We start from the raw sequence: 18,599 nt of genomic DNA on the forward strand, positions 1-18,599 counted from the left end.
CAACCGACGCCGCGATTTCGTTCATTTATCAAAAATGGGAGAGTAGCGCGTTGCCGACTCGACCGGAAGACCGACCTCCGTAATCAGTGGATGGACGACCAGACGACCCCGAACTCTGGATCTTATCATCGTATCGAGAGGCCGAACGATCCGATTCAAAATGGCGCCGCGTTTGCTCCGCGAGTATGTGGTCATCCGTGTGTATCGGCTTCGCGTTTCGGCGCTGATTGACACAACAAGCCATTGAAATCTTTGCGATCGAAGAGGTCACTGCGTGGTGCCGATTCAGAGCGGCAACGCCCGCTCTCGATTACAATACTGTGCCCTCGGTATCAGCAGCGTGCCTTCTTGGCAGAATAGAATAAGGCACCTACACCACGGTAGTCATCAATACCGAGGTATCTATGAGTATCGACCGCGGCGAAGCGCACCAGCCCCTATTCCAAAGCCACGCGGGGCAACATCGACGTCGTGATCAACATCGTCTGAGCCGGAGGCCAGGACCGCGAAGCTGGGTCGAACGGAGCTATCACAAGCTCATCTATTTCAACGAAGTCGACAAGGGCGGCCACTTCGCGGCGTGGGATGAGCCGGAACTCTTCAGCACCGAGGTCCGGGCGGCCTTCACTTCAGATCTCTGCGCTGAGGGCTCATCGCTTTAGCGGTCGCAGTTCGGGCTGACGAGCCAAGCCTGAAATCTGGAGAAGAGGTGGGCTTTCGACGCAGAGAAAGCCCGCACTCTCCCAACTCAATGCTCGGGGCTAAGCGGCCGCGCCCAAGCGGAAAATTCTCCAGGAGAACTAACGGTGAAAGCAGCTCTCATGACCTTGATAGCAGCGACCGCTGCTCTCTACGCGTCCACCACCATGGCTCAAACCGCGGGCGAGGTGCTCGGGCCGGCCGGCGTCGTACCGCTCACGACCCCGCAGCCCCCGGCGAAGATCATTGTCGATGCGCCCTTGGCCGAACCACTCTCCCACGGCATGGTCTTTATCCAGTATCGTGCCGAGAATCTCCGGATCGTACCGGTGTTCGGCCCAAATGCCCTCGGTGTGTCGCCCCGCATCGGGCACATCCATGTCATCGTGGATGATGCGCCGTGGCACTGGGCTGATACCAGCGGCGAGCCCCTCATCCTCGTCGGTCTTCCCGCGGGACCGCACAAGGTCCAGATCATCCTGGCAAACGCGAACCATCAGCCCCTTGACAAAGCCGTCGTCGAATTCGTGGTCCCGGCGGGGGATGCCACGAGCGGCCACCACTGACCGTTCTTCATCCCCACTTGATGAATCGAGCTCCTCTAACCGAATTGGAGAAAAATCAATGTTCGAAGAAATTAATCCTCATCGCCGCCGCTTCTTCGGTACGGTGACCACGGCCTTTGCTGCCGCGCAACTCGGCTTGATCGGATTTGCGAACGCGCAATCCGGCACCGCAAAACCGCTGCCTGCGATCAAGCTAGGGACGAATACGTCGTTCGGCACACTGAAGCAGATCGATGCCGGCGTTCTCAATATCGGCTATGCTGAAGCTGGCGCTCCCGATGGTTCGCCGGTCATTCTTCTGCACGGCTGGCCTTATGACATTCACAGCTATGTCGATGTCGCGCCTTTGCTGGCATCTGCGGGTTTTAGGGTGATCGTTCCCTATCTCCGCGGCTATGGCACGACGCGGTTCCTTTCCGGCGATACGTTTCGAAACGGCCAGCAATCGGTCATGGCGCTCGACATCATCGCCTTGATGGACGCACTCAAGATCCAGAAGGCAGTCCTCGCTGGTTTTGACTGGGGCGCGCGCACGGCTGACATCTTGGCCGCCCTCTGGCCCGAGCGGTGCAAGGCTCTCGTTTCCGTCAGCGGCTATTTGATCGGCAGCGTCAAGGTCAACCAGCAGCCGCTGCCGCCGCAGGCCGAATTGGCATGGTGGTACCAGTTCTATTTCTCCACGGAGCGCGGCCGGCTCGGCTACGACAAGAACCGCCGCGATTTCACAAAGCTCATTTGGCAGACGGCGTCACCGAAATGGCATTTCGACGATGCAACGTTCGAGCGCTCCGCCGAGGCCTTCAACAACTCGGATCACGTCGCGATCGTGATCCACAACTATCGCTGGCGGATCGGCCTGGCGGCCGGCGATCAGCGATACGATGATCTGGAAGCGCAACTGAGCGCGGCTCCGGTCATCACCGTGCCCACGATCACCCTTGAAGGCGATGCCAACGGTGCGGCGCATCCGGTGCCTGCGTCTTATCGCAACAAATTCTCCGGCAAGTACGAGCACCGGCTGATCGAAGGCGGCATTGGTCACAATCTGCCTCAGGAAGCCCCGCAGGCCTTCGCTCAAGCCGTCGTCGACGTCGGCAACGCATGACCAAACGCGCCCTACAAGGCGCTTAACTACGCGGGCAATCGGCTACTGGCCCACGTGTCTAAGGCGATGCCAGGAAGTGCATCCCCTGCGGACGGAAACAGGAGCAGCTGGTGCCCCAGAACGGCCGTCGCCAGGCACCTGGCTGTTTTGTTGGCATGAACGGCTAGATCACCGCCCTATTGATCGAATGGCATCGGAGAAACCGCAGATGAACCATGGTGGCGTACCGTCGAGCGGCGAAACGAGTGGGTCCGGTAGAAGCGGAATCGAGGTGTTTAGCCCATCGGGCCAAAGGGTTAGTACCGAGCGAAGCCAGCCGACATGCCTTGTTGTCGAAGACGACCACACCATGCGGCACCTGGTGATGAACTACCTTGGGGAACACCACATCCGGGCGATCTCGGCCTCCGGACGAGATCAAGTAGCTGGCTTGCTTGTCCGCGAAGAGCCGAATCTAGTGATCCTCGATCTGCGGCTCGGCCAGGAGGATGGGCTCGATCTGCTCCGCGAGATCAGGTCACACTCAGATGTTCCCGTGATCATCACCACGGGTCATCGTCGCGACGAGATCGACCGGGTTGTCGGGCTGGAATTAGGCGCCGACGACTACATGACGAAGCCTTTCGGTCTGAGAGAACTTCTAGCGCGCATCCGGGCGGTGCTGCGTCGGCGGGAAGCTGGCCAGGCAGCCGTCCAGCGCGACCAGGAAAGAGGGCGCTGCCGATTTGGCGGCTGGCAGCTTGACCGGCGCATCCGGCGCCTCACTGATTCCAGCGGAATCCCGGTTGCACTGACCAAGGGCGAATACGCGCTTCTGCTTGCGTTTCTCGATGCTCCGCAGCGACCGCTTTCCCGCGAGCACCTTCTGCAGGCGACCCGGATCCATGAAGATGTCTTCGATCGTAGTATCGACGTGCAGGTACTACGGCTGCGGCGCAAGCTGGAGACCGATCCGAACGCGCCGCGCGTCATCTTGACCGAACGCGGCGTCGGCTACGTGTTTGCGCTGCCCGTCGAAGCACTCTGATGATGGCCTGTCGAACACACCGGCAAGTGAATGCCGGCCGGGTTCCGCGATGCGCGCCATTGTCCATGTCCGGAACCAAAGAAGCGGCGCGCCGCGTTACAACTGTAGCCTTAATCTCCAACGCTCGAATTTGGCGGCAACATACGCAAGGCAGGGTCTTCCGAGCTAATAGCTTTCGGGAGAGGTCAATGCAGTTCGACAAGCAATTCCATGGCGGCCGATCGCCGGTCGTCCTTACCGGGCATGAGGCGAGCAGATATTCGACGGAGATCAGCGCGCTCCCGGTGTCGTCCGAGGATGATGCCACGCGGCGCTCAACCGTCGCGGCAGCGGCGCGGTTCATTGTGAAGGCTGCCGCGGGATTTGCCGCGTGCGCTGAAGTCGCAGTTCCGGACTTCCTGCCCACGGTCGTGTCCTGGACATTTGCGCAGGCTCTCGCGGGCTGCGCTGCCTATGGCGAAGCGATGTATCCAGGCTTTGTGAGCGTGGGTGAATCCGTAGATCAGCGCGATCCGGCGCGCGGCACGCCATCCGAGCACGGAAATCCGAATCAGCTTCAGAGCCGGACATCCGGTCTGAGTGAAATATCCCCGATTGCAAACGACGGGATCAGAGGACGCGCGCCGTTTTTGGTATCGCGTCAGACTCGGTCCAGCGCAGCTGCTCTTGTGAAGACCGAACACATCGAGCGATCGGAGAGGACGCACGCCGCTGTTGCGGGGTGGAGCACGTCTATCGCGTCGTTTCTTGCGAGCCTTCGATCGAGAATCCGCTGCGGGCGAGACAGCCGCCTGACGATTGCCAAGCTGCGGTCTTTGGACGATCGAAGGCTAAGAGATATCGGAATTTCCCGCTCCGACATCGAACACCTTGAGGGCCGTGGAGATCGTTGCGAATGACACAATTGCGGTCGCCGGTCTCGTGTCGGCGTCACCATTTGGAAATTACGTCTGCGCGCGGGCTGGTGGTGCCGGCCGTTTCGCGCGCGGGCCGGCGGTCGCTGTGGATCTGCCTGACGCTACTACTGCTGGCGATTGGAGCGGCTGCGCAAGCTCCCGATTCCGAGCCCTCGGGCGCGAAGCCGTTGGCCGATCAGGAACCGATAACACCGATTCCGCCGCCGCCCGTGGCCGAGCCGCGGAAGCTGGCACTTGGAGAGCGTCTGTTCGGTGACCATCGCCTGTCCGCCGATGGAAAGCTCGCGTGCTCGTCCTGTCATGACTTGCGAAGCAATGGTGCCGGCGGCGGCCAAACCGTGGCCCATGACGGGTCGAAACCTCCTTTCGACACTCTGACTGTCTTCAATGCTGCACTCAATTTTCGAATGAATTGGGAGGGCAACTTTCGGGACCTCGGGGCACATGTCGAGTCGTCATTGGAAAATCCGGTGAACATGAGGACGAGCGTTGATGAAGTCCTTCGCAAGCTCAACGCCGATCCGCAGATGGTGCAACAGTTTCGCGCGGCCTACGGGCGTACGCCGGATCGCGCCAGCTTCCTGGACGCCCTGACGACCTTTGAGAGATCGTTGCTTACGCCGGGAAGCCGATTTGACCGCTGGCTCGGTGGCGAGGCGTCGGCGCTTTCGCCTGGCGAATTGGCGGGCTATCAATTGTTCAAATCGCTCGGCTGCAGCTCTTGCCATCAGGGCGTGAATGTCGGCGGCAATCTCTTCGAGCGGCAGGGGGTCTTCCGCCCACTCGTGCCGGGGAAACCCGAGATTGTGCGAGTACCGAGCCTGCGCAACGTCGCGACAACGCCGCCTTATTTTCATGACGGCAGCGCACCGACCCTCGAGGAGGCCGTGCGCAAGATGGCGGCAGCGCAGCTTGATCGGACGCTGACGGATCAACAAGTCGATTCCCTCGTTGCGTACTTGAAGACACTGACCGGGACCTATCGCGGCCGAGCCGTCGTCGGGGCGTCTCAATGAAGGTAACTCCGGCCGCGGCGATCGTATCCCTTCTCGTGCTGCTGCTGACTTGGCTGTCGTTGCGCGCCATCAACCCAGAAGCGGAACTGTTCGATCTTGCGTTCGCGGCGCTCGACCGCTTCGCAATGCTGGAAAGCGCGCTGTACCGCGATGTCTTCACGGCGCGCGCCGGCACATTACGCAACTACGATCCATTGGTCCGTGAGATCAACGAACTGCACGAATCTCTTTCTCGACTGCGCGAGACTGCCGCAATCGATAGCGAGACGACAGCAGCCCTCGATCAACTTGTGGCGTCAGTCGACCAGCAAGAGAAGTTGGTCGAACGCTTCAAGAGCGACAACGCGCTGTTGCACAATTCCCTTGCTGTTTTCGGGCGGTTCAGCGTCCGTCCGGTCTCATCGGATCTGGGCCCGACAATCAGCGCCGCGGCTGCCGCGATGCTTCACTTCACGCTCGATACCTCGTCGGCAGCTGCGCGCGACGTCCAAGACCGGCTGGATGAACTCGGAAACCGGGCTCGCTCATCCGGCGATAGTGAATCCGTGGAAGCATTGTTGGCGCACGGACGCTTGCTTCATGACCTTCTGCCCGCAGTCGACAACACGTTGACGGCGATGCGCGCTTTGCAGCGAAATCGGGACCAGGACTCGCTCCGCGCGATGATCTTGATGCGCCAGGGCATATCGAGGACGACGGCACGACAGTACCGTCGGCTGCTCTACGGCACATCGCTGCTTCTGGTCGGGTTTCTGGTTTATCTTGGCCTGCGGCTGCGGACGCGGGCGAACGCACTTCAGCGCCGCGCGGCGTTCGAGCACGTGCTCGCGGGTATTTCAATGCGCTTCATCAACGCGCCGTCGCAGAATATCGATGCGGAGATCGTAAGAGCGCTCGCCGATATGGTGAACTGCATCGGTAGCGACCGCGCCTATTTTGTGTTGTCTGGGCCGACGCCGCGGCTGCACGTCTGGTGCAGGGCAGGGATGAGCTTTTCGCCGGGCTGGCCGGAAGCTGCGCCGGTGCTCGCGGCCCAACTCGGCCCGTCCGCCGATGGAATTGTCCATGTTCCACGCGTCAGTCGGATGCCGCCGGGAGAAAATAAAGACGCGTGCGTGGCCCTTGGCATTGGGGGATGGGCGTGCGTGACGAACGTCGATAAGGACGGTACCCGCGTTGCGCTCGGTTTCGATGCGATGGGCCGGCCTTGTCGCATTACCGCTTCCGGCGAACTCAGTCTTTTGCGCATGGCTCTCGATGCCATCGTCTATGCTGTCGAACGGCACACCATGGAAAAAGAACGTTCACGGCTGGAGACGCGCTTGCAGCAGGCCCAGCGCATGGAAACGGTAGGTACGCTCACCAGCGGCATCGCCCATAACTTCAACAATATCCTGGGTGGGATTCTCGGCCATTCGGAAGTGATTGAAGAGCATCTCGGTCCGGACGCCCGGCCGCTTCGCAATCTCGATGCGATCCGCCGCGGAGCAGAGCGGGCGCGCGATCTCGTCGATCAGATTCTTACATTCGGACGCCACCGCGACGCGCGTCGCAGGCCTTTGAGTGCCCGGGCTGTGATTACCGAGGCGGCGTCGCTGCTGAATGTGTCCCTGCCGCCCGGGATCGATCTCGTGATCCACGAACCGCCGGTGACCGCCGTCGTGTCTGGCGAGCTGGCGCAATTGCAGCAGGTGATTCTCAATCTCTGCAACAATGCAGCGCAGGCGATGGAAAATTCCGGACGCATTGAGGTCGAGACCGAGGTGCACGAAGTCGCCGACGGGCACTTGCTCACCCATGGCGAGCTTCAAGCGGGCCGATATGTGCGAATAGCGGTGAGGGATACCGGCCGTGGCGTGGACAAGCTGACTCTGGCTCGGCTCTTCGAGCCTTTCTTCACAACACGTCCGACCGGGAACGGCCTCGGACTGGCAACGGTACATGAAATCGTACGTGACCATACCGGAGCGATGAACGTAGAGAGCACGGGCGAGGGCAGTCGTTTCGAAGTTTGGTTGCCCTGCCTGGCGACGGCCACGCCGGGGCTGGATGCGCCGGTGCGTCCACTGGGATTTGGCGAGACAGTGCTGATTGCTGCCAGCGATAGCGCGCGATTACTGAGGGACGAAGAGATTTTGGCGGCGCTCGGCTATGAGCCGGTCGGATTTACAGCTGCCGACGCGGCGTTGGCCGCGTGCCGTGCCGCTCCAGAGCGGTTCGATGTGCTGATCGTTGGCCATCTCGGGTCGACCAAATCGTCGCTCGAATTGGCGGCTGCGCTGCACGAGGCCGCGCCCCATCTGCCAATCGTGCTGGCGACGAAATCGACGGATGAAATAAAAATCAATAGTCTAATGTTATCCGGCATCGCCGACGTTGTGCATTGGCCCTTAGTTACCGCAGAAATCGCGGCGGCCCTCAATCGCTGTTCGCAACTAACCGGGCCAGAAGCGAAGCCACCGCCGAACTCCTCGCACGGAGCATATTGGCTGGCTTAGTGAACCGATCGCGGTGGAGGCCGATGCTCCCTCATATTCCTAGCAGACGCTCCCAGCGAACGCCGACGCCATCTCCACGATACCCTCCGCGCCCAAGAAGAAATATTCGGGCCGGTGACGGCAATCATCCCTTGGACAGATGAAGGCGATATGCTCCGTCAACTCGATTGGGGCCGATCTCAGGCAGGAGATTCGAATTAGCTCCTACCGCAGAGGACGATTACAACCGTAACGACGCAGACATCATTGTGTAGTGCACTTGGTGTTCGGTAAAACGGAACGTAGTCGGCTGAGCCCATGAGTATCACGCCGGAGCAGCATAGCTAATGAACAAAGTTTGCTCTCTACGCTCAACCAGGAGGGGGAGTCTACTGTTGGAGGGCCTTGACTTGACGCTAAACATGACACGCATCACGTTCTATTGTGGATGACGATCAGCATTCAAAAGGCCGGAGCGCCCTCGACGAGATGATAGTTAGCAAAGGTGAACTAGTGTTCTGATCGACAAATCAGTTACATTCTTGCTGACCTTTAGACGAGGAGGCGAGAATGGCCAAGGGGCGAGCTGTCGCGATCGTACTCGATGATGTGGAGAAGCGCGAGCTGACGGCTCTGACGCGCAAGCACGGCGCGCCGCAGGCTCTGGCGGAGCGGGCGCGCATTGTGCTGGCGGCATCGAGCGGGCTCAACAACAAGGAGATCGCTGCCAAGATCAATGTCTGCGCTGCGACGGTTGGCACGTGCCGGCAGTGATCGAGATAGCTGCGGCCGAGCTCAGTCAGGCTCTGCCGGCGGGTTGAGGGTCGCGGCTGTGGCCCAGGCAAGGACTATATCGAGCTGCACCTGGAGCATCTCGGCGCCGCCATCCTGCACGAGCGCTTGCCGGGCATCAGCGAGACCGCACGGATCTTCGCCGGTGTGGACGTGACGCGACAGCCGATTCCGGTGCTGCCGACCGTGCACTACAACATGGGCGGCGTGCCGACCAATCTGCACGGCGAAGCGATCACCAAGCGCGATGGCGATCCCGACGCAGTGGTGCCGGGGTTGATGGCGATCGGCGAAACTGCCTGCGTCTTCGTCCACGGCGCCAACCGGCTTGGCTCTAACTCGCTGCTCGACCTGATCGTGTTCGGGCGCGCCGCGGCGCACCGTGCGACGGAATCAGTCAAGGCCGGCGAGGGCCACGCGCCGGCGCCGCACACGGCGACCGAGCGTGCCATCGCCCGGCTCGATCGCATCCGGTTCGCCAAAGGCAGGATCGGGGCCGACGCGATCCGACTCGCGATGCAGCGGACCATGCAGCGCCACTGCGCGGTGTTCCGCACCGGTTCACTCCTGGATGAGGGCGCGACCAAGCTGGATGAGGTCATAGCCATGATGCGCAACGATCTCGCCATAGCCGACCGTTCGATGACCTTCAACACCGATCTGACTGAGGCACTCGAACTCGACAACATGCTGGCGCAGGCGAGCGTCAGCATTCGTTCCGCCATCGGTCGTACGGAAAGCCGCGGTGCCCATGCGCGGGAGGACTTTCCCAAACGCAACGACGAGAGTTGGCTCATGCACACGCTGTCATGGCTTGAAGAGGACGGGCGCGTGCGGCTCGACTATCGGCCCGTGCATCTGCAGCCGCTCACCAATGAAGTGGCGACCATCCCGCCGAAAGAACGGGTGTACTAGTCCGCTAGTAGGCGTTACGCCAATCGAGTTGATAGGGATGCGTCTGGTCGAGATCTCCACCTGGAGCATCGCCCATGTCTTGCGGGACTCAATCGACGTGGATCACGGGAAACGACGATCAACGCGATGAACCTCTGCAGGCAGATCTTTGCGCCAGATAGCGCCGTTCCCACCTAAATCGTAAGCGGCTGTTACTCCGCAAAGACGGCCTTCAACCTCGGCGCCGCAAAGTCGAGGAAAGCACGGACCTTGATCGGCAGAAACCGGTTCGCCGCGTAGACGAGATTGACCGGCAGCGGTTCCGGCTGGAATTGATCGAGCAGGGTCGTAAGATCTCCGCGCTTCAGGGCTGTCTGAAAGTGATAAGCGAAAGCCGAGGTAATTCCAATGCCGGCGCAGGCGGCGTCACAGGCGGCTTCTGCGCTGCCGACCACGAGCCGTGCGCGTACGGGCACCGCCACGGCCGCCTTGTCCTTGAAGAATGTCCAGACATCGGGCGACATGAATCCGGCATAGGTGATGCAGTCATGCCCAGCGAGATCGTCCGGCGTGCGCGGTGTGCCGTGGACTGCGAGGTAGGCCGGACTGGCGCAAACTACGCGACGTGACGTGCCGACGCGGACCGCAATCAGGCTGCTGTCAGGCAGCGAACCGATGCGTAAGCCGAGGTCGATCTGCTCCTGAAACAAACTCTGCACGCGGTCGGCGAGGAGCAAGCTCGCCTTGATATCCGGGTAGGCCTTGAGGAAATCCGCGAGGATCGGGATGAGGTAAGCGCGGCCGAGCCCGACCGGAGCGGTTATGATCAACTCTCCGGTCGGAGCAGAATATTCGCCGGATGCGGCGCGCTCGGCTTCGGTCACATCAGCTAGAATTCGTTTACACGCTGCAAAATAGGAGCTGCCTGCATCGGTCAGGACCAGCTTGCGGCTCGACCGGTTGAACAGCTTCGTCCGCAGATGGGACTCGAGCTCGGAGACCTTGCGGCTGACCGTTGCGAGCGGCGTTTTCAGCTGCCGCGCCGCAGCCGACAGGCTGCCGGTCTCGACCACGGCCAGGAAGGTGGACATCGACTCCAGGCGATCCATGGGCCCTCTTCCATTTCATGGAAAGATAGCTCTCAACTTTACCGTATAGCGCCACATTTCGGAAGGACGTAGCTCTGGCCCAGCAAAGGAGAACGTCCATGAGCACCACAACCAAAGGCACTGCCCTCATCACCGGCGCATCCGCCGGCATCGGAGCAATCTATGCCGACCGTCTGGCCAAACGTGGTTACGACCTGATCCTGGTCGCCCGCGACAAGACCCGTCTTGCCGGCCTGGCCCAACGCCTGAGAAATTCGACCGGCCGCTCCGTTGATACGGTCGCAGCCGACCTGAACGCCAAGCCGGATCTAGCTAGGGTCGAAGCGATCCTGCGCACGAACCCAGACATCACGCTGCTGGTCAATAATGCCGGCGTCGGGGCCACGGCGCCGTTGCTCAATGCCGACGTGGAGAAGATGGACGACATGATCCGCCTCAATGTCGGCGCGCTGACCCGTTTGACCTATGCGGCGGCGCCACGCTTCGTCGCACGCGGCTTCGGCACCATCATCAACATCTCGTCGATCGTCGCGATCTCTCCCGAAACGCTCAATGGCGTTTACGGTGGCAGCAAAGCCTACGTGCTGGCTTTCTCGCTCTCGCTGCACCACGAGCTCGCCGACAAGGGCGTGCGCGTCCAGGCCGTGCTGCCAGGCGCGACCGCGACAGACTTCTGGGACGCCGCCGGTGTGCCGCTGCACCATCTTCCGGCCGCGATCGTGATGTCCGCCGCCGACATGGTCGACGCCGCACTGACCGGTCTCGACCAGGGCGAGGTCGTCACCATTCCCGCGCTCGCCGACAAGGCCGACTGGGACACATACGAGGCCGCGCGCCGCGCGATGTCCGGCAAGCTCTCGAGCGCTGTCCCGGCTCCCCGATACAGCGTCGGAGCGAAAGCCGCCACGCCAAATGCTGCCGTAGCGTCCGCGAAGTAACTTCAATCACCGTAACCCAAGGAAAGTAGAACCAGAGGAGATTTAGCCATGAAACGTCTAGTGCTGTTTGCCGCCGCTACCCTCGCCATCGCGAATGGAATTGATGTGGCTACCGCTGCCGAGCGTCCGACTTATGAAACGGCGGGCTTTCCGATCACCGCGCACCAGGTTTCCGTGCTGGGCGCGGCACATGTTCAGGAGGCTCCCTCCGTCCCCGCGCTGACGCTGGGTGGCATGCCTGCCTTGCCCAATCAGATACTGATCTTGACGGCGCACAAGCGGTCTTCCGGAAGCAAACCACAAAGCTGACGACTAGTGCGCAAACAAAGACTCAGAGCGCGAGGGTGATTCAACATGATCCCATCGCGTTTTAGCGCCGACCGGATCAACCAGGCAACCTGAGGATCGGAGGAAGCCGTGCAATTCGATTTCGAAAAGATGAGCGGGCTCGAACGCTACAGATTGCTGCTGGCGACGGTTTTGCCCCGACCGATCGCGTGGGTCACGACGCGTGGTATCGCCGACGCAATCAACGCCGCGCCGTTCTCGTTCTTCAATGTCTTCGGCAGCGACCCCGCGACCCTCGGTATTGGCATCGGCAGCAAGAGACCGGCTGAGCCAAAGGACACCCGCGCCAACATTCGCGCTAACGAGCAATTCATCGTCAATCTGGTGCCGTTCGCGCTGGCCGAGCAGATGCGCATCACGTCGATCGCGTTTCCCAAGGGCGTCGAAGAGCCGAAGGAAGCCGGGCTGTCGCTGGTGCCCTCCGCGCGGGTCGGAGTTCCCCGCATCGCCGAAGCGCCGGTCTCGATGGAATGCACCTTCATGCAGGAAATCGCGCTCGGCAGCTTCAGTCTAGTGCTCGGCAAGATCCTGATGGTGCATGTCCGAGATGTAGCCGTGACCGATGCGGCACGCCAGCATGTGGATGCCGAAAAGCTTGACCTGATCGGCCGCATGGAAGGCGGCTGGTACACGCGCACGCGCGAGCGTTTCGAAATGCCGGCGATCGCGCTCGAGGATTGGAAAGGAAAGCCATGAACGGGCTATTGACGAAGGTTCTGGACGCGCACGGCGGCCTTGAGCGCTGGCGCAGCTACAACAATGTTGAGGCCACCATTGTCAGTGGCGGCGGCTTCTTTGCGTTGAAAGGCGTCCTGCAGGATGCCAATCCCCGGCGCATGACCGTATGGCTTCACGAGGAGCGGTCGTCAGTCACGCCTTATGGCGCTGCGGATCAACGCACCATATTCACCCCCGATCGCATCGCAATCGAGAAGCTCGACGGCACGGTCGTTGCCGAGCGGCGCATGCCCAGGGATTCGTTTGCCGGGCACCAGATGCACACGCCCTGGGACCCTCTGCATCGCGCCTATTTCAACGGCGAAGCGTTGTGGACGTACCTTGCAACGCCCTTTGCCTTTGCGATGGATGGCGTCCGCGTCGAGGAGACCGCGCCTTGGCAAGAAGGCAAGGAGACGTGGCGGGTGCTGCGTGTCTATTTTCCTGGCTCGATAGAGACGCATTGCCAGGTTCAGGATTTCTTCTTTGACGACAAATTCGAGCTCCGCCGCCACGACTACAGTGTCAATATCGCCGGTGGCTTCCCGGCCGCGCAACTGATGCTGGAATATACCGAGGCCAACGGCATTCGCCTGCCGAGCAAGCGCCGCGCCTATACGCGCGGCCCCGACCGGCGTCCAATCCTGGATATGCTGATGGTATCGATCGACATCAGCGAGATCGCCTTTTCTTAGGCGGCTCTCAGGGAATGTGGTCAATGCACAGGGATAAGCCTTCGCCACGATTTGCCAAGATTTGCATTGCTTCACTCGCACCGACGCTCCTTGTCGGATACCAAATTGCCTCGCGGAGGCGGACAGCTTCGCAAGTGCTTGGCCCCGGCGCCCCTCCCTTCGCCGCGGCTTACTGCGGCCGGTCCTTTCCCCCCGGAGGACCGGCCGCTCCCTCCTCAGGGCTGTTGGATCATGTTTAGCAACTCGAAGAGAGCCAAGTCATGCAGACCATGAGCCCGACCGACAAAATCTGGAGCCGCGAAGCCGGCGCGGTAGAAAAACGCGATCTAGGGTCTTCCTTGAAGCGAGGATTTTGCGGCCGTTGCCCGCGCTGCGGCGAAAGCAGGTTGTTCGGCGCCTTTCTGAAGGTCGACAACCGCTGCTCTGTGTGCGGGCTTGATTTTACGCCGCATCGCGCTGACGATCTGCCGGCCTATCTCGTGATCGCCATCGTCGGGCATATCGTGGTTCCTGCCGCGCTGTTGATCGAAACCGACTACTCGCCCCCGGTGTGGCTGCAGCTTGCGATCTATTTGCCGCTGACGGCGCTGATGTCGCTGGCCCTGCTCCAACCGGTGAAAGGCGCGGTCGTCGGACTGCAATGGGCGCTGCGCATGCACGGCTTTGGCGACAAAGCAGCTGAGGGCATTGCTCCATGACCTATGACCATTTCTTTTCCGCCGCGCTTGCCCGCCTGCATCAGGAACGACGCTACCGTGTGTTTGCGGATCTCGAGCGCCTCGCCGGTCGCTTTCCGCACGCAACATGGCATTCCCGCGCCAGGTCGTGATCTGGTGCCCGAACGATTACCTTGGGATGGGCCAGCATCCGAAGGTGATCGGTGCGATGGTGGAAACAGCGACCCGGATGGGCGCAGGCGCCGGCGGAACGCGCAATATTTCCGGCACCAACCATCCGTTGGTTGAATTGGAGCGTGAGCTCGCCGATCTGCACGGCAAGGAAGCGGCGCTGGTTTTCACCTCAGGCTATGTGTCCAACGAGACGGGTATTGCGACGATCGCCAAGCTGCTGCCGAACTGCGTGATCCGCTCGGACGCATGGAACCACAATTCGATGATCGAAGGCGTGCGGCGCGCCGGCGTGGATAAGAAAATCTGGCGGCATAACGATGTCGACCACCTCGAAGAAGTGCTCGCGGCCGAGGCACCCGAGCGGCCCAAGCTGATCGTGTTCGAGGCGCTCTACTCGATGGATGGCGATGTCGCACCCGTGAGCCAAATCTGCGACTTGGCGGAACGTTACGGCGCCATGACCTATATCGACGAGGTCCATTCGGCGGGCATGTACGGCCCGGCCGGCGCCGGCATCGCCGCGCGGGAAGGGGCCTTGCACCGCATTGACGTGGTCGAGGGCACGCTGGCGAAGGCCTTCGGTTGTCTCGGCGGCTACATCGCCGCAAGTGCCGACATCATCGACGCCGTGCGTTCCTACGCGCCGGGCTTCATCTTCACCACCGCGCTGCCGCCGGCGGTCTGCGCCGGCGCGACCGCAGCGATCCGGCACCTCAAGACCTCGCAATGGGAGCGCGACCGCCATCAGGAACGCGCGGCGCGGGTCAAGGCCGTGCTCAAGGCTGCAGGCCTGCCGGTGATGCCCAGCGAGACGCACATTGTACCTGTTATGGTGGGTGATCCGGAAACGTGCAAGGAAGCAAGCGATCTCCTGCTCGCCGAGCACGGCATCTATGTCCGGCCGATCAACTATCCGACCGTCCCGCGCGGTACCGAACGGCTGCGCATCACGCCGACGCCCTATCACGATGACGGGCTGATCGACGTGCTTGCTGAAGCGCTGGCCGACGTTTGGGGGCCCTCGGGTTGCGACTTCGATATCCCACGCTCGCAGCAGAATGAGCTGATCGCAATTCAGCTACGTGGAGTGAAGAGGAGCTTCCGAGAAGTGCTGGTCCGGCGGAATGTCCGCTTGGGATTGGGCTGCGAAGCCCTACCTCTCCGCCATCGATTTCGGGCAGCGCAGAAGTCCCTCAGAAACGGGAGCATTCTCAAACGCTGGAAAAATGACGGTGGAGCACCACGGTGGAGTACCTGGCCGACCCAAATTGCCAACATTGAGACGTTGCTCAAAGTGGAATCACGTCTCACGTTCGTCCGGGTCTCGAGTCGGCGCGGCCGCCGGAGATCGCGGTGACAGGGCGGGAGACGCGCGGGGCGTACTGGCGGCAAGTTCGGGTCTCATTCAGGCAAGTCCCGCGACGGGCCGGTCGATGCAACACATCTGCAACATGATGAACCGAAGCTATTGAAATTGTTTAGCTGGAAAAGGTTTCCTAAACCGTAGGTCGGGTGTCTGCAGATCGCAACTGCCGACTATCGCTGCCCTCAAAAGAGCTGCGTTCGCGTCCTCATCGTAAGGGGCCGCTTATGGAAAGACTCACACAAGAAAGCCGCGACGATGGATGATCTTGCACTCTATCACCACTATGGCGCTCGGGGGTGAGAGGGCTGTGCTCTCAAATCTCTGATTTTAGACGAGAATTTTGCAACCGTAACGAGAATCCCTCCCTCTCCGCCACCATAAAATGGCTTCGAGAAAGCCCCGTAGAATAAGGCCTTTCTGCACGCCCGGGTTTGCCGGTGTAGCCCCCGGGTGTAGCCCCAAGGGTGGCCGTAATCTGCCACGACGTAGGCTCCAGAGGCAATAGCTCTCCTCTGCAGATCGTCGAGGCCCGGGTTGAGGCAGGCCACGAAGCGTCGTTCTGAGGACCTCGCCAAGAGCTATTTTCCGAAGCCCGGCACGGACTGCGAAAGGGACGACCGCGGCTAAGGGCGCAGTCGCGCCGCGCGGAGATTCTCAAAGGCAGCTTTCAAAGCGGCCCTTCGACGTCAGCCAAGTGCTAACAGCGGAAAAGTCCGGGCTATTCGCTTTGTTATTTGCTTGTCGGCTATGCGATCTACCCTCCGACGCGCCATCTCGCCGTCAAGGTACGTTTGTTCATCGATTTTCTCGTCGAGCGTTTCAGTGCGGGTCCCGAAGCAGCCATCGGCCGGTCAAGCACGATGGACGCTTAAAACCGGCCAAATCAAACTCTCGATTTCGCCGGCAGGATGCACCGGATGCCACTGAGAAAGGTCGTTACCTTAGCGTCGATGATCGAGTTCACGTCCGCTTCCAGAGGCATCCCGTAGATGAACTGGCGAACACCCAAGTAGAAAATCGCCGCGTGAAGACCCCACACCATCTCAATTTCCAAAACGGTGATTGGAAGTTGGGCGATAGGAGGACGGCCGTATTCGGCTCGGATCTCTACGATCACCTTCTCAAAGACGCGTTCGCGTAACATTTTTAGGTAGCGGGCATTCAATCCAAGATCCTTGAGGCCCGCGAACATGAACAGGCGGATCCACTCATAAGTGAGGATTGCTTCCGCGTACTCGCGATAGAATTGGGTAAGCCTTGACTTCAATGGTTCGGCTCGGTCCGTGATCAGCTTTCCCCACGACGCCTTCCAGCGGCCGACGAAGACTTCCTGATAGACGCGCTCGATAAGCGCTTCCTTCGTGGGAAAGTATCGGTAGAGCAGGGGTTGGGTGATCCGCAGCCGCTTCGCGAGTTCGCGGGTTTGCCCTTCGAACCCGCATTCGGCGAAAAACGCAACAGCTTCTCGCGTGATGATGGCCTCGCGTTGGGTCGGATCGAGTCGTGGTGGCCCTCTGGTTGCACTTCGCGGACGGGCTTTGGCGGATGGTTTCACGACTGATTCTTCGGTTGGAGTGGACGCTTTCGGCATTTGTACATCCAATCGCCTAATTTTGCTCAATCGATCCAAGCAACGGATTTTGCCCCAAGAGAGGGCCTCGCTGTTGGAAAGGGGCAGTTCCCATACTGTATTTATCAATTGATAAATAATCGTTGACTTAGCGCAATGACATTGCCATAATTGATCAAGCGATAAATAAGCGCGTCTCGAGCGGATTCGGCGAACAGCCGAAAGGGAGGAGAGCTCATGAACAATGGTCGCGGGAAGGCGCGTACTGAGCCAAGGGCGGTGGTGATCGGCGGTTCGATGGCCGGCCTTTTCGCCGCACTGCTGTTGCGGCGGGCGGGGTGGCAGGTGGACGTGTATGAGCGCATCGGTGCGGAATTGGCCGGCCGAGGCGCAGGTATCGTTACCCATAGGGAACTATTCGATGTGTTGGCCAGGGCCGGCATCGATACCGCAGCGGCGGCCCTAGGGGTCAGCGTGCCCGGTCGGCGCGTATTGGACCGCGATGGGCGGGTCGCGGGCGAACTCGCGCTGCCGCAGGTTCTCACGTCATGGGGCCGCCTGTACGGTATGTTGAAGGAGGCGATTCCGGCCAATTGCTATCACCACGGCCAGAACCTCGTCGAAGTGACGGAACATAGCGATCGGGTTGTCGCGCGGTTCGCCGATGGCACGCAGGCATCCGGAGATCTGCTGATAGGCGCAGATGGAATCTTCTCCACGGTGCGGGCGCAGTGCGCGCCCAATGTTCGCCCTGTCTATGCCGGATACGTCGCGTGGCGCGGGCTTGTCAACGAGCAGGACCTGTCGCCGCGGGTACGCGCCGAACTATGCGATTGGTTCGCCTTCAGCTTGCCGCCCGGCGAGCAGATGCTCGGCTATCCCGTTGCCGGGGCCAACGAAGAAACGGGCGTTGGTCAGCGCCGATTTAATTTCGTATGGTACCGCCCCGCCGATGCCGATCATCGGTTGGCTGACATGCTTACCGACATGGACGGCGTCCGACACGAACTGTCGATCCCCCCGACAAAGATTCGAGCCGAGATATTCGCAGTAATGCGTCGCGATGCAGAGCGATTGCTCGCGCCCCAGTTCGCTGAGGTCGTTCGGCTGACGTCGCAACCGTTCATACAGGCGATCCTCGACCTCGATACGCCGCGTATGGTGTTCGGAGCGAGGACGGTGATCCTCGGGGATGCCGCTTTCGTGGCAAGACCTCATGTTGGCATGGGAGTGACCAAGGCCGCGGCCGATACGATGGCATTGGTCGATGCATTGCAGACACATCCGACCAATCTGCAGGCTGCGCTCGCACAGTTCGAGTCGGCGCGAATTCCTTTCGGGGCCGCCGTCGTCAGGCGCGCCCGCCACCTCGGCTCATACATGCAGGCGCAGATCGCCACTCCCGAAGAACGGGCGACGGCAGAACGGCATCGCATCCCTGAGGCCGTGATGGCCGAAACGGCCGTAGCAACCGGAATCGCCGCCTAAGCGGCCTAAGCAGAGAGGGAGGTA

16 protein-coding genes and 2 pseudogenes are annotated in these 18,599 nt (G+C 60.9%); 16 read left to right on the forward strand and 2 right to left on the reverse strand.

The window, feature by feature from the left end; translation table 11 throughout:
* The first annotated feature begins 806 nt into the window (after positions 1-806).
* From B5525_RS23430 to B5525_RS23465, 8 genes are all read left to right on the forward strand, one after another.
* Positions 807-1,265 carry a DUF6130 family protein gene (locus tag B5525_RS23430; RefSeq protein WP_244567550.1) on the forward strand — a complete coding sequence of 153 codons (459 nt, stop codon included), beginning with the start codon at positions 807-809 and terminating at the stop codon, positions 1,263-1,265.
* 58 nt (positions 1,266-1,323) lie between these two features.
* Positions 1,324-2,370, forward strand: a complete 1,047-nt coding sequence (locus B5525_RS23435; RefSeq protein WP_079568126.1) for an alpha/beta fold hydrolase — start codon at positions 1,324-1,326, stop codon at positions 2,368-2,370.
* A 349-nt stretch (positions 2,371-2,719) separates the two neighbouring features.
* Positions 2,720-3,397, forward strand: a complete 678-nt coding sequence (locus tag B5525_RS23440) for a winged helix-turn-helix domain-containing protein (protein WP_244567551.1) — start codon at positions 2,720-2,722, stop codon at positions 3,395-3,397.
* A gap of 188 nt (positions 3,398-3,585) precedes the next feature.
* Positions 3,586-4,296, forward strand: a complete 711-nt coding sequence (locus B5525_RS46505) for a DUF1127 domain-containing protein (RefSeq protein WP_244567552.1) — start codon at positions 3,586-3,588, stop codon at positions 4,294-4,296.
* A complete protein-coding gene (locus tag B5525_RS23450; protein WP_079568128.1) occupies positions 4,293-5,330 on the forward strand; it encodes a cytochrome-c peroxidase in 1,038 nt (345 codons plus the stop codon). The genes B5525_RS46505 and B5525_RS23450 overlap by 4 nt, the downstream gene beginning before the upstream one ends.
* Positions 5,327-7,828 carry a two-component system VirA-like sensor kinase gene (locus B5525_RS23455; RefSeq protein WP_079568129.1) on the forward strand — a complete coding sequence of 834 codons (2,502 nt, stop codon included), beginning with the start codon at positions 5,327-5,329 and terminating at the stop codon, positions 7,826-7,828. Before B5525_RS23450 ends, B5525_RS23455 begins: the two co-directional genes overlap by 4 nt.
* A gap of 549 nt (positions 7,829-8,377) precedes the next feature.
* Positions 8,378-8,581, forward strand: a complete 204-nt coding sequence (locus tag B5525_RS23460; protein ID WP_079568130.1) for a hypothetical protein — start codon at positions 8,378-8,380, stop codon at positions 8,579-8,581.
* A gap of 114 nt (positions 8,582-8,695) precedes the next feature.
* On the forward strand, positions 8,696-9,514 hold the full coding sequence (locus B5525_RS23465) for an FAD-binding protein (RefSeq protein ID WP_425305322.1): 819 nt from the start codon (positions 8,696-8,698) through the stop codon (positions 9,512-9,514).
* Positions 9,515-9,705: 191 nt separating this feature from the next.
* Here B5525_RS23465 and B5525_RS23470 read toward each other — a convergent pair whose 3' ends face one another.
* Complete coding sequence (locus B5525_RS23470) at positions 9,706-10,602, reverse strand: LysR family transcriptional regulator (RefSeq protein WP_079568132.1); 897 nt, start codon at positions 10,600-10,602, stop codon at positions 9,706-9,708.
* A gap of 98 nt (positions 10,603-10,700) precedes the next feature.
* Between B5525_RS23470 and B5525_RS23475 the strand changes: the two genes are divergently transcribed.
* From B5525_RS23475 to B5525_RS46510, 7 genes and pseudogenes are all read left to right on the forward strand, one after another.
* Positions 10,701-11,540: an SDR family NAD(P)-dependent oxidoreductase gene (locus B5525_RS23475; RefSeq protein ID WP_079568133.1), complete on the forward strand. Its 840-nt coding sequence runs from the start codon at positions 10,701-10,703 to the stop codon at positions 11,538-11,540.
* A 48-nt stretch (positions 11,541-11,588) separates the two neighbouring features.
* On the forward strand, positions 11,589-11,849 hold the full coding sequence (locus tag B5525_RS23480) for a hypothetical protein (RefSeq protein ID WP_154073384.1): 261 nt from the start codon (positions 11,589-11,591) through the stop codon (positions 11,847-11,849).
* A gap of 108 nt (positions 11,850-11,957) precedes the next feature.
* Positions 11,958-12,584 carry a flavin reductase family protein gene (locus tag B5525_RS23485; protein WP_079568135.1) on the forward strand — a complete coding sequence of 209 codons (627 nt, stop codon included), beginning with the start codon at positions 11,958-11,960 and terminating at the stop codon, positions 12,582-12,584.
* Positions 12,581-13,300, forward strand: a complete 720-nt coding sequence (locus tag B5525_RS23490) for a hypothetical protein (RefSeq protein ID WP_079568136.1) — start codon at positions 12,581-12,583, stop codon at positions 13,298-13,300. Before B5525_RS23485 ends, B5525_RS23490 begins: the two co-directional genes overlap by 4 nt.
* Positions 13,301-13,560: 260 nt before the next feature.
* Positions 13,561-13,998, forward strand: a complete 438-nt coding sequence (locus B5525_RS23495) for a DUF983 domain-containing protein (protein WP_079568137.1) — start codon at positions 13,561-13,563, stop codon at positions 13,996-13,998.
* Positions 13,995-15,213, forward strand: a pseudogene (gene hemA, locus B5525_RS23500) (5-aminolevulinate synthase). Before B5525_RS23495 ends, hemA begins: the two are co-directional and overlap by 4 nt.
* A 1,050-nt stretch (positions 15,214-16,263) precedes the next feature.
* A pseudogene (locus B5525_RS46510) lies at positions 16,264-16,389 on the forward strand (LysR family transcriptional regulator); the annotation flags it as partial.
* Between the two features lie 11 nt (positions 16,390-16,400).
* Here the strand turns inward: B5525_RS46510 and B5525_RS23505 are convergent.
* Entirely contained in the window at positions 16,401-17,108 is a 708-nt protein-coding gene (locus B5525_RS23505; protein ID WP_172899950.1) for a TetR/AcrR family transcriptional regulator, read from the reverse strand.
* 216 nt (positions 17,109-17,324) lie between these two features.
* Between B5525_RS23505 and B5525_RS23510 the strand changes: the two genes are divergently transcribed.
* Positions 17,325-18,575, forward strand: a complete 1,251-nt coding sequence (locus tag B5525_RS23510) for an FAD binding domain-containing protein (protein ID WP_079568138.1) — start codon at positions 17,325-17,327, stop codon at positions 18,573-18,575.
* Positions 18,576-18,599 lie beyond the last annotated feature (24 nt).

The organism is Bradyrhizobium erythrophlei (genome assembly GCF_900129505.1).
Lineage (GTDB): Bacteria > Pseudomonadota > Alphaproteobacteria > Rhizobiales > Xanthobacteraceae > Bradyrhizobium > Bradyrhizobium erythrophlei_D.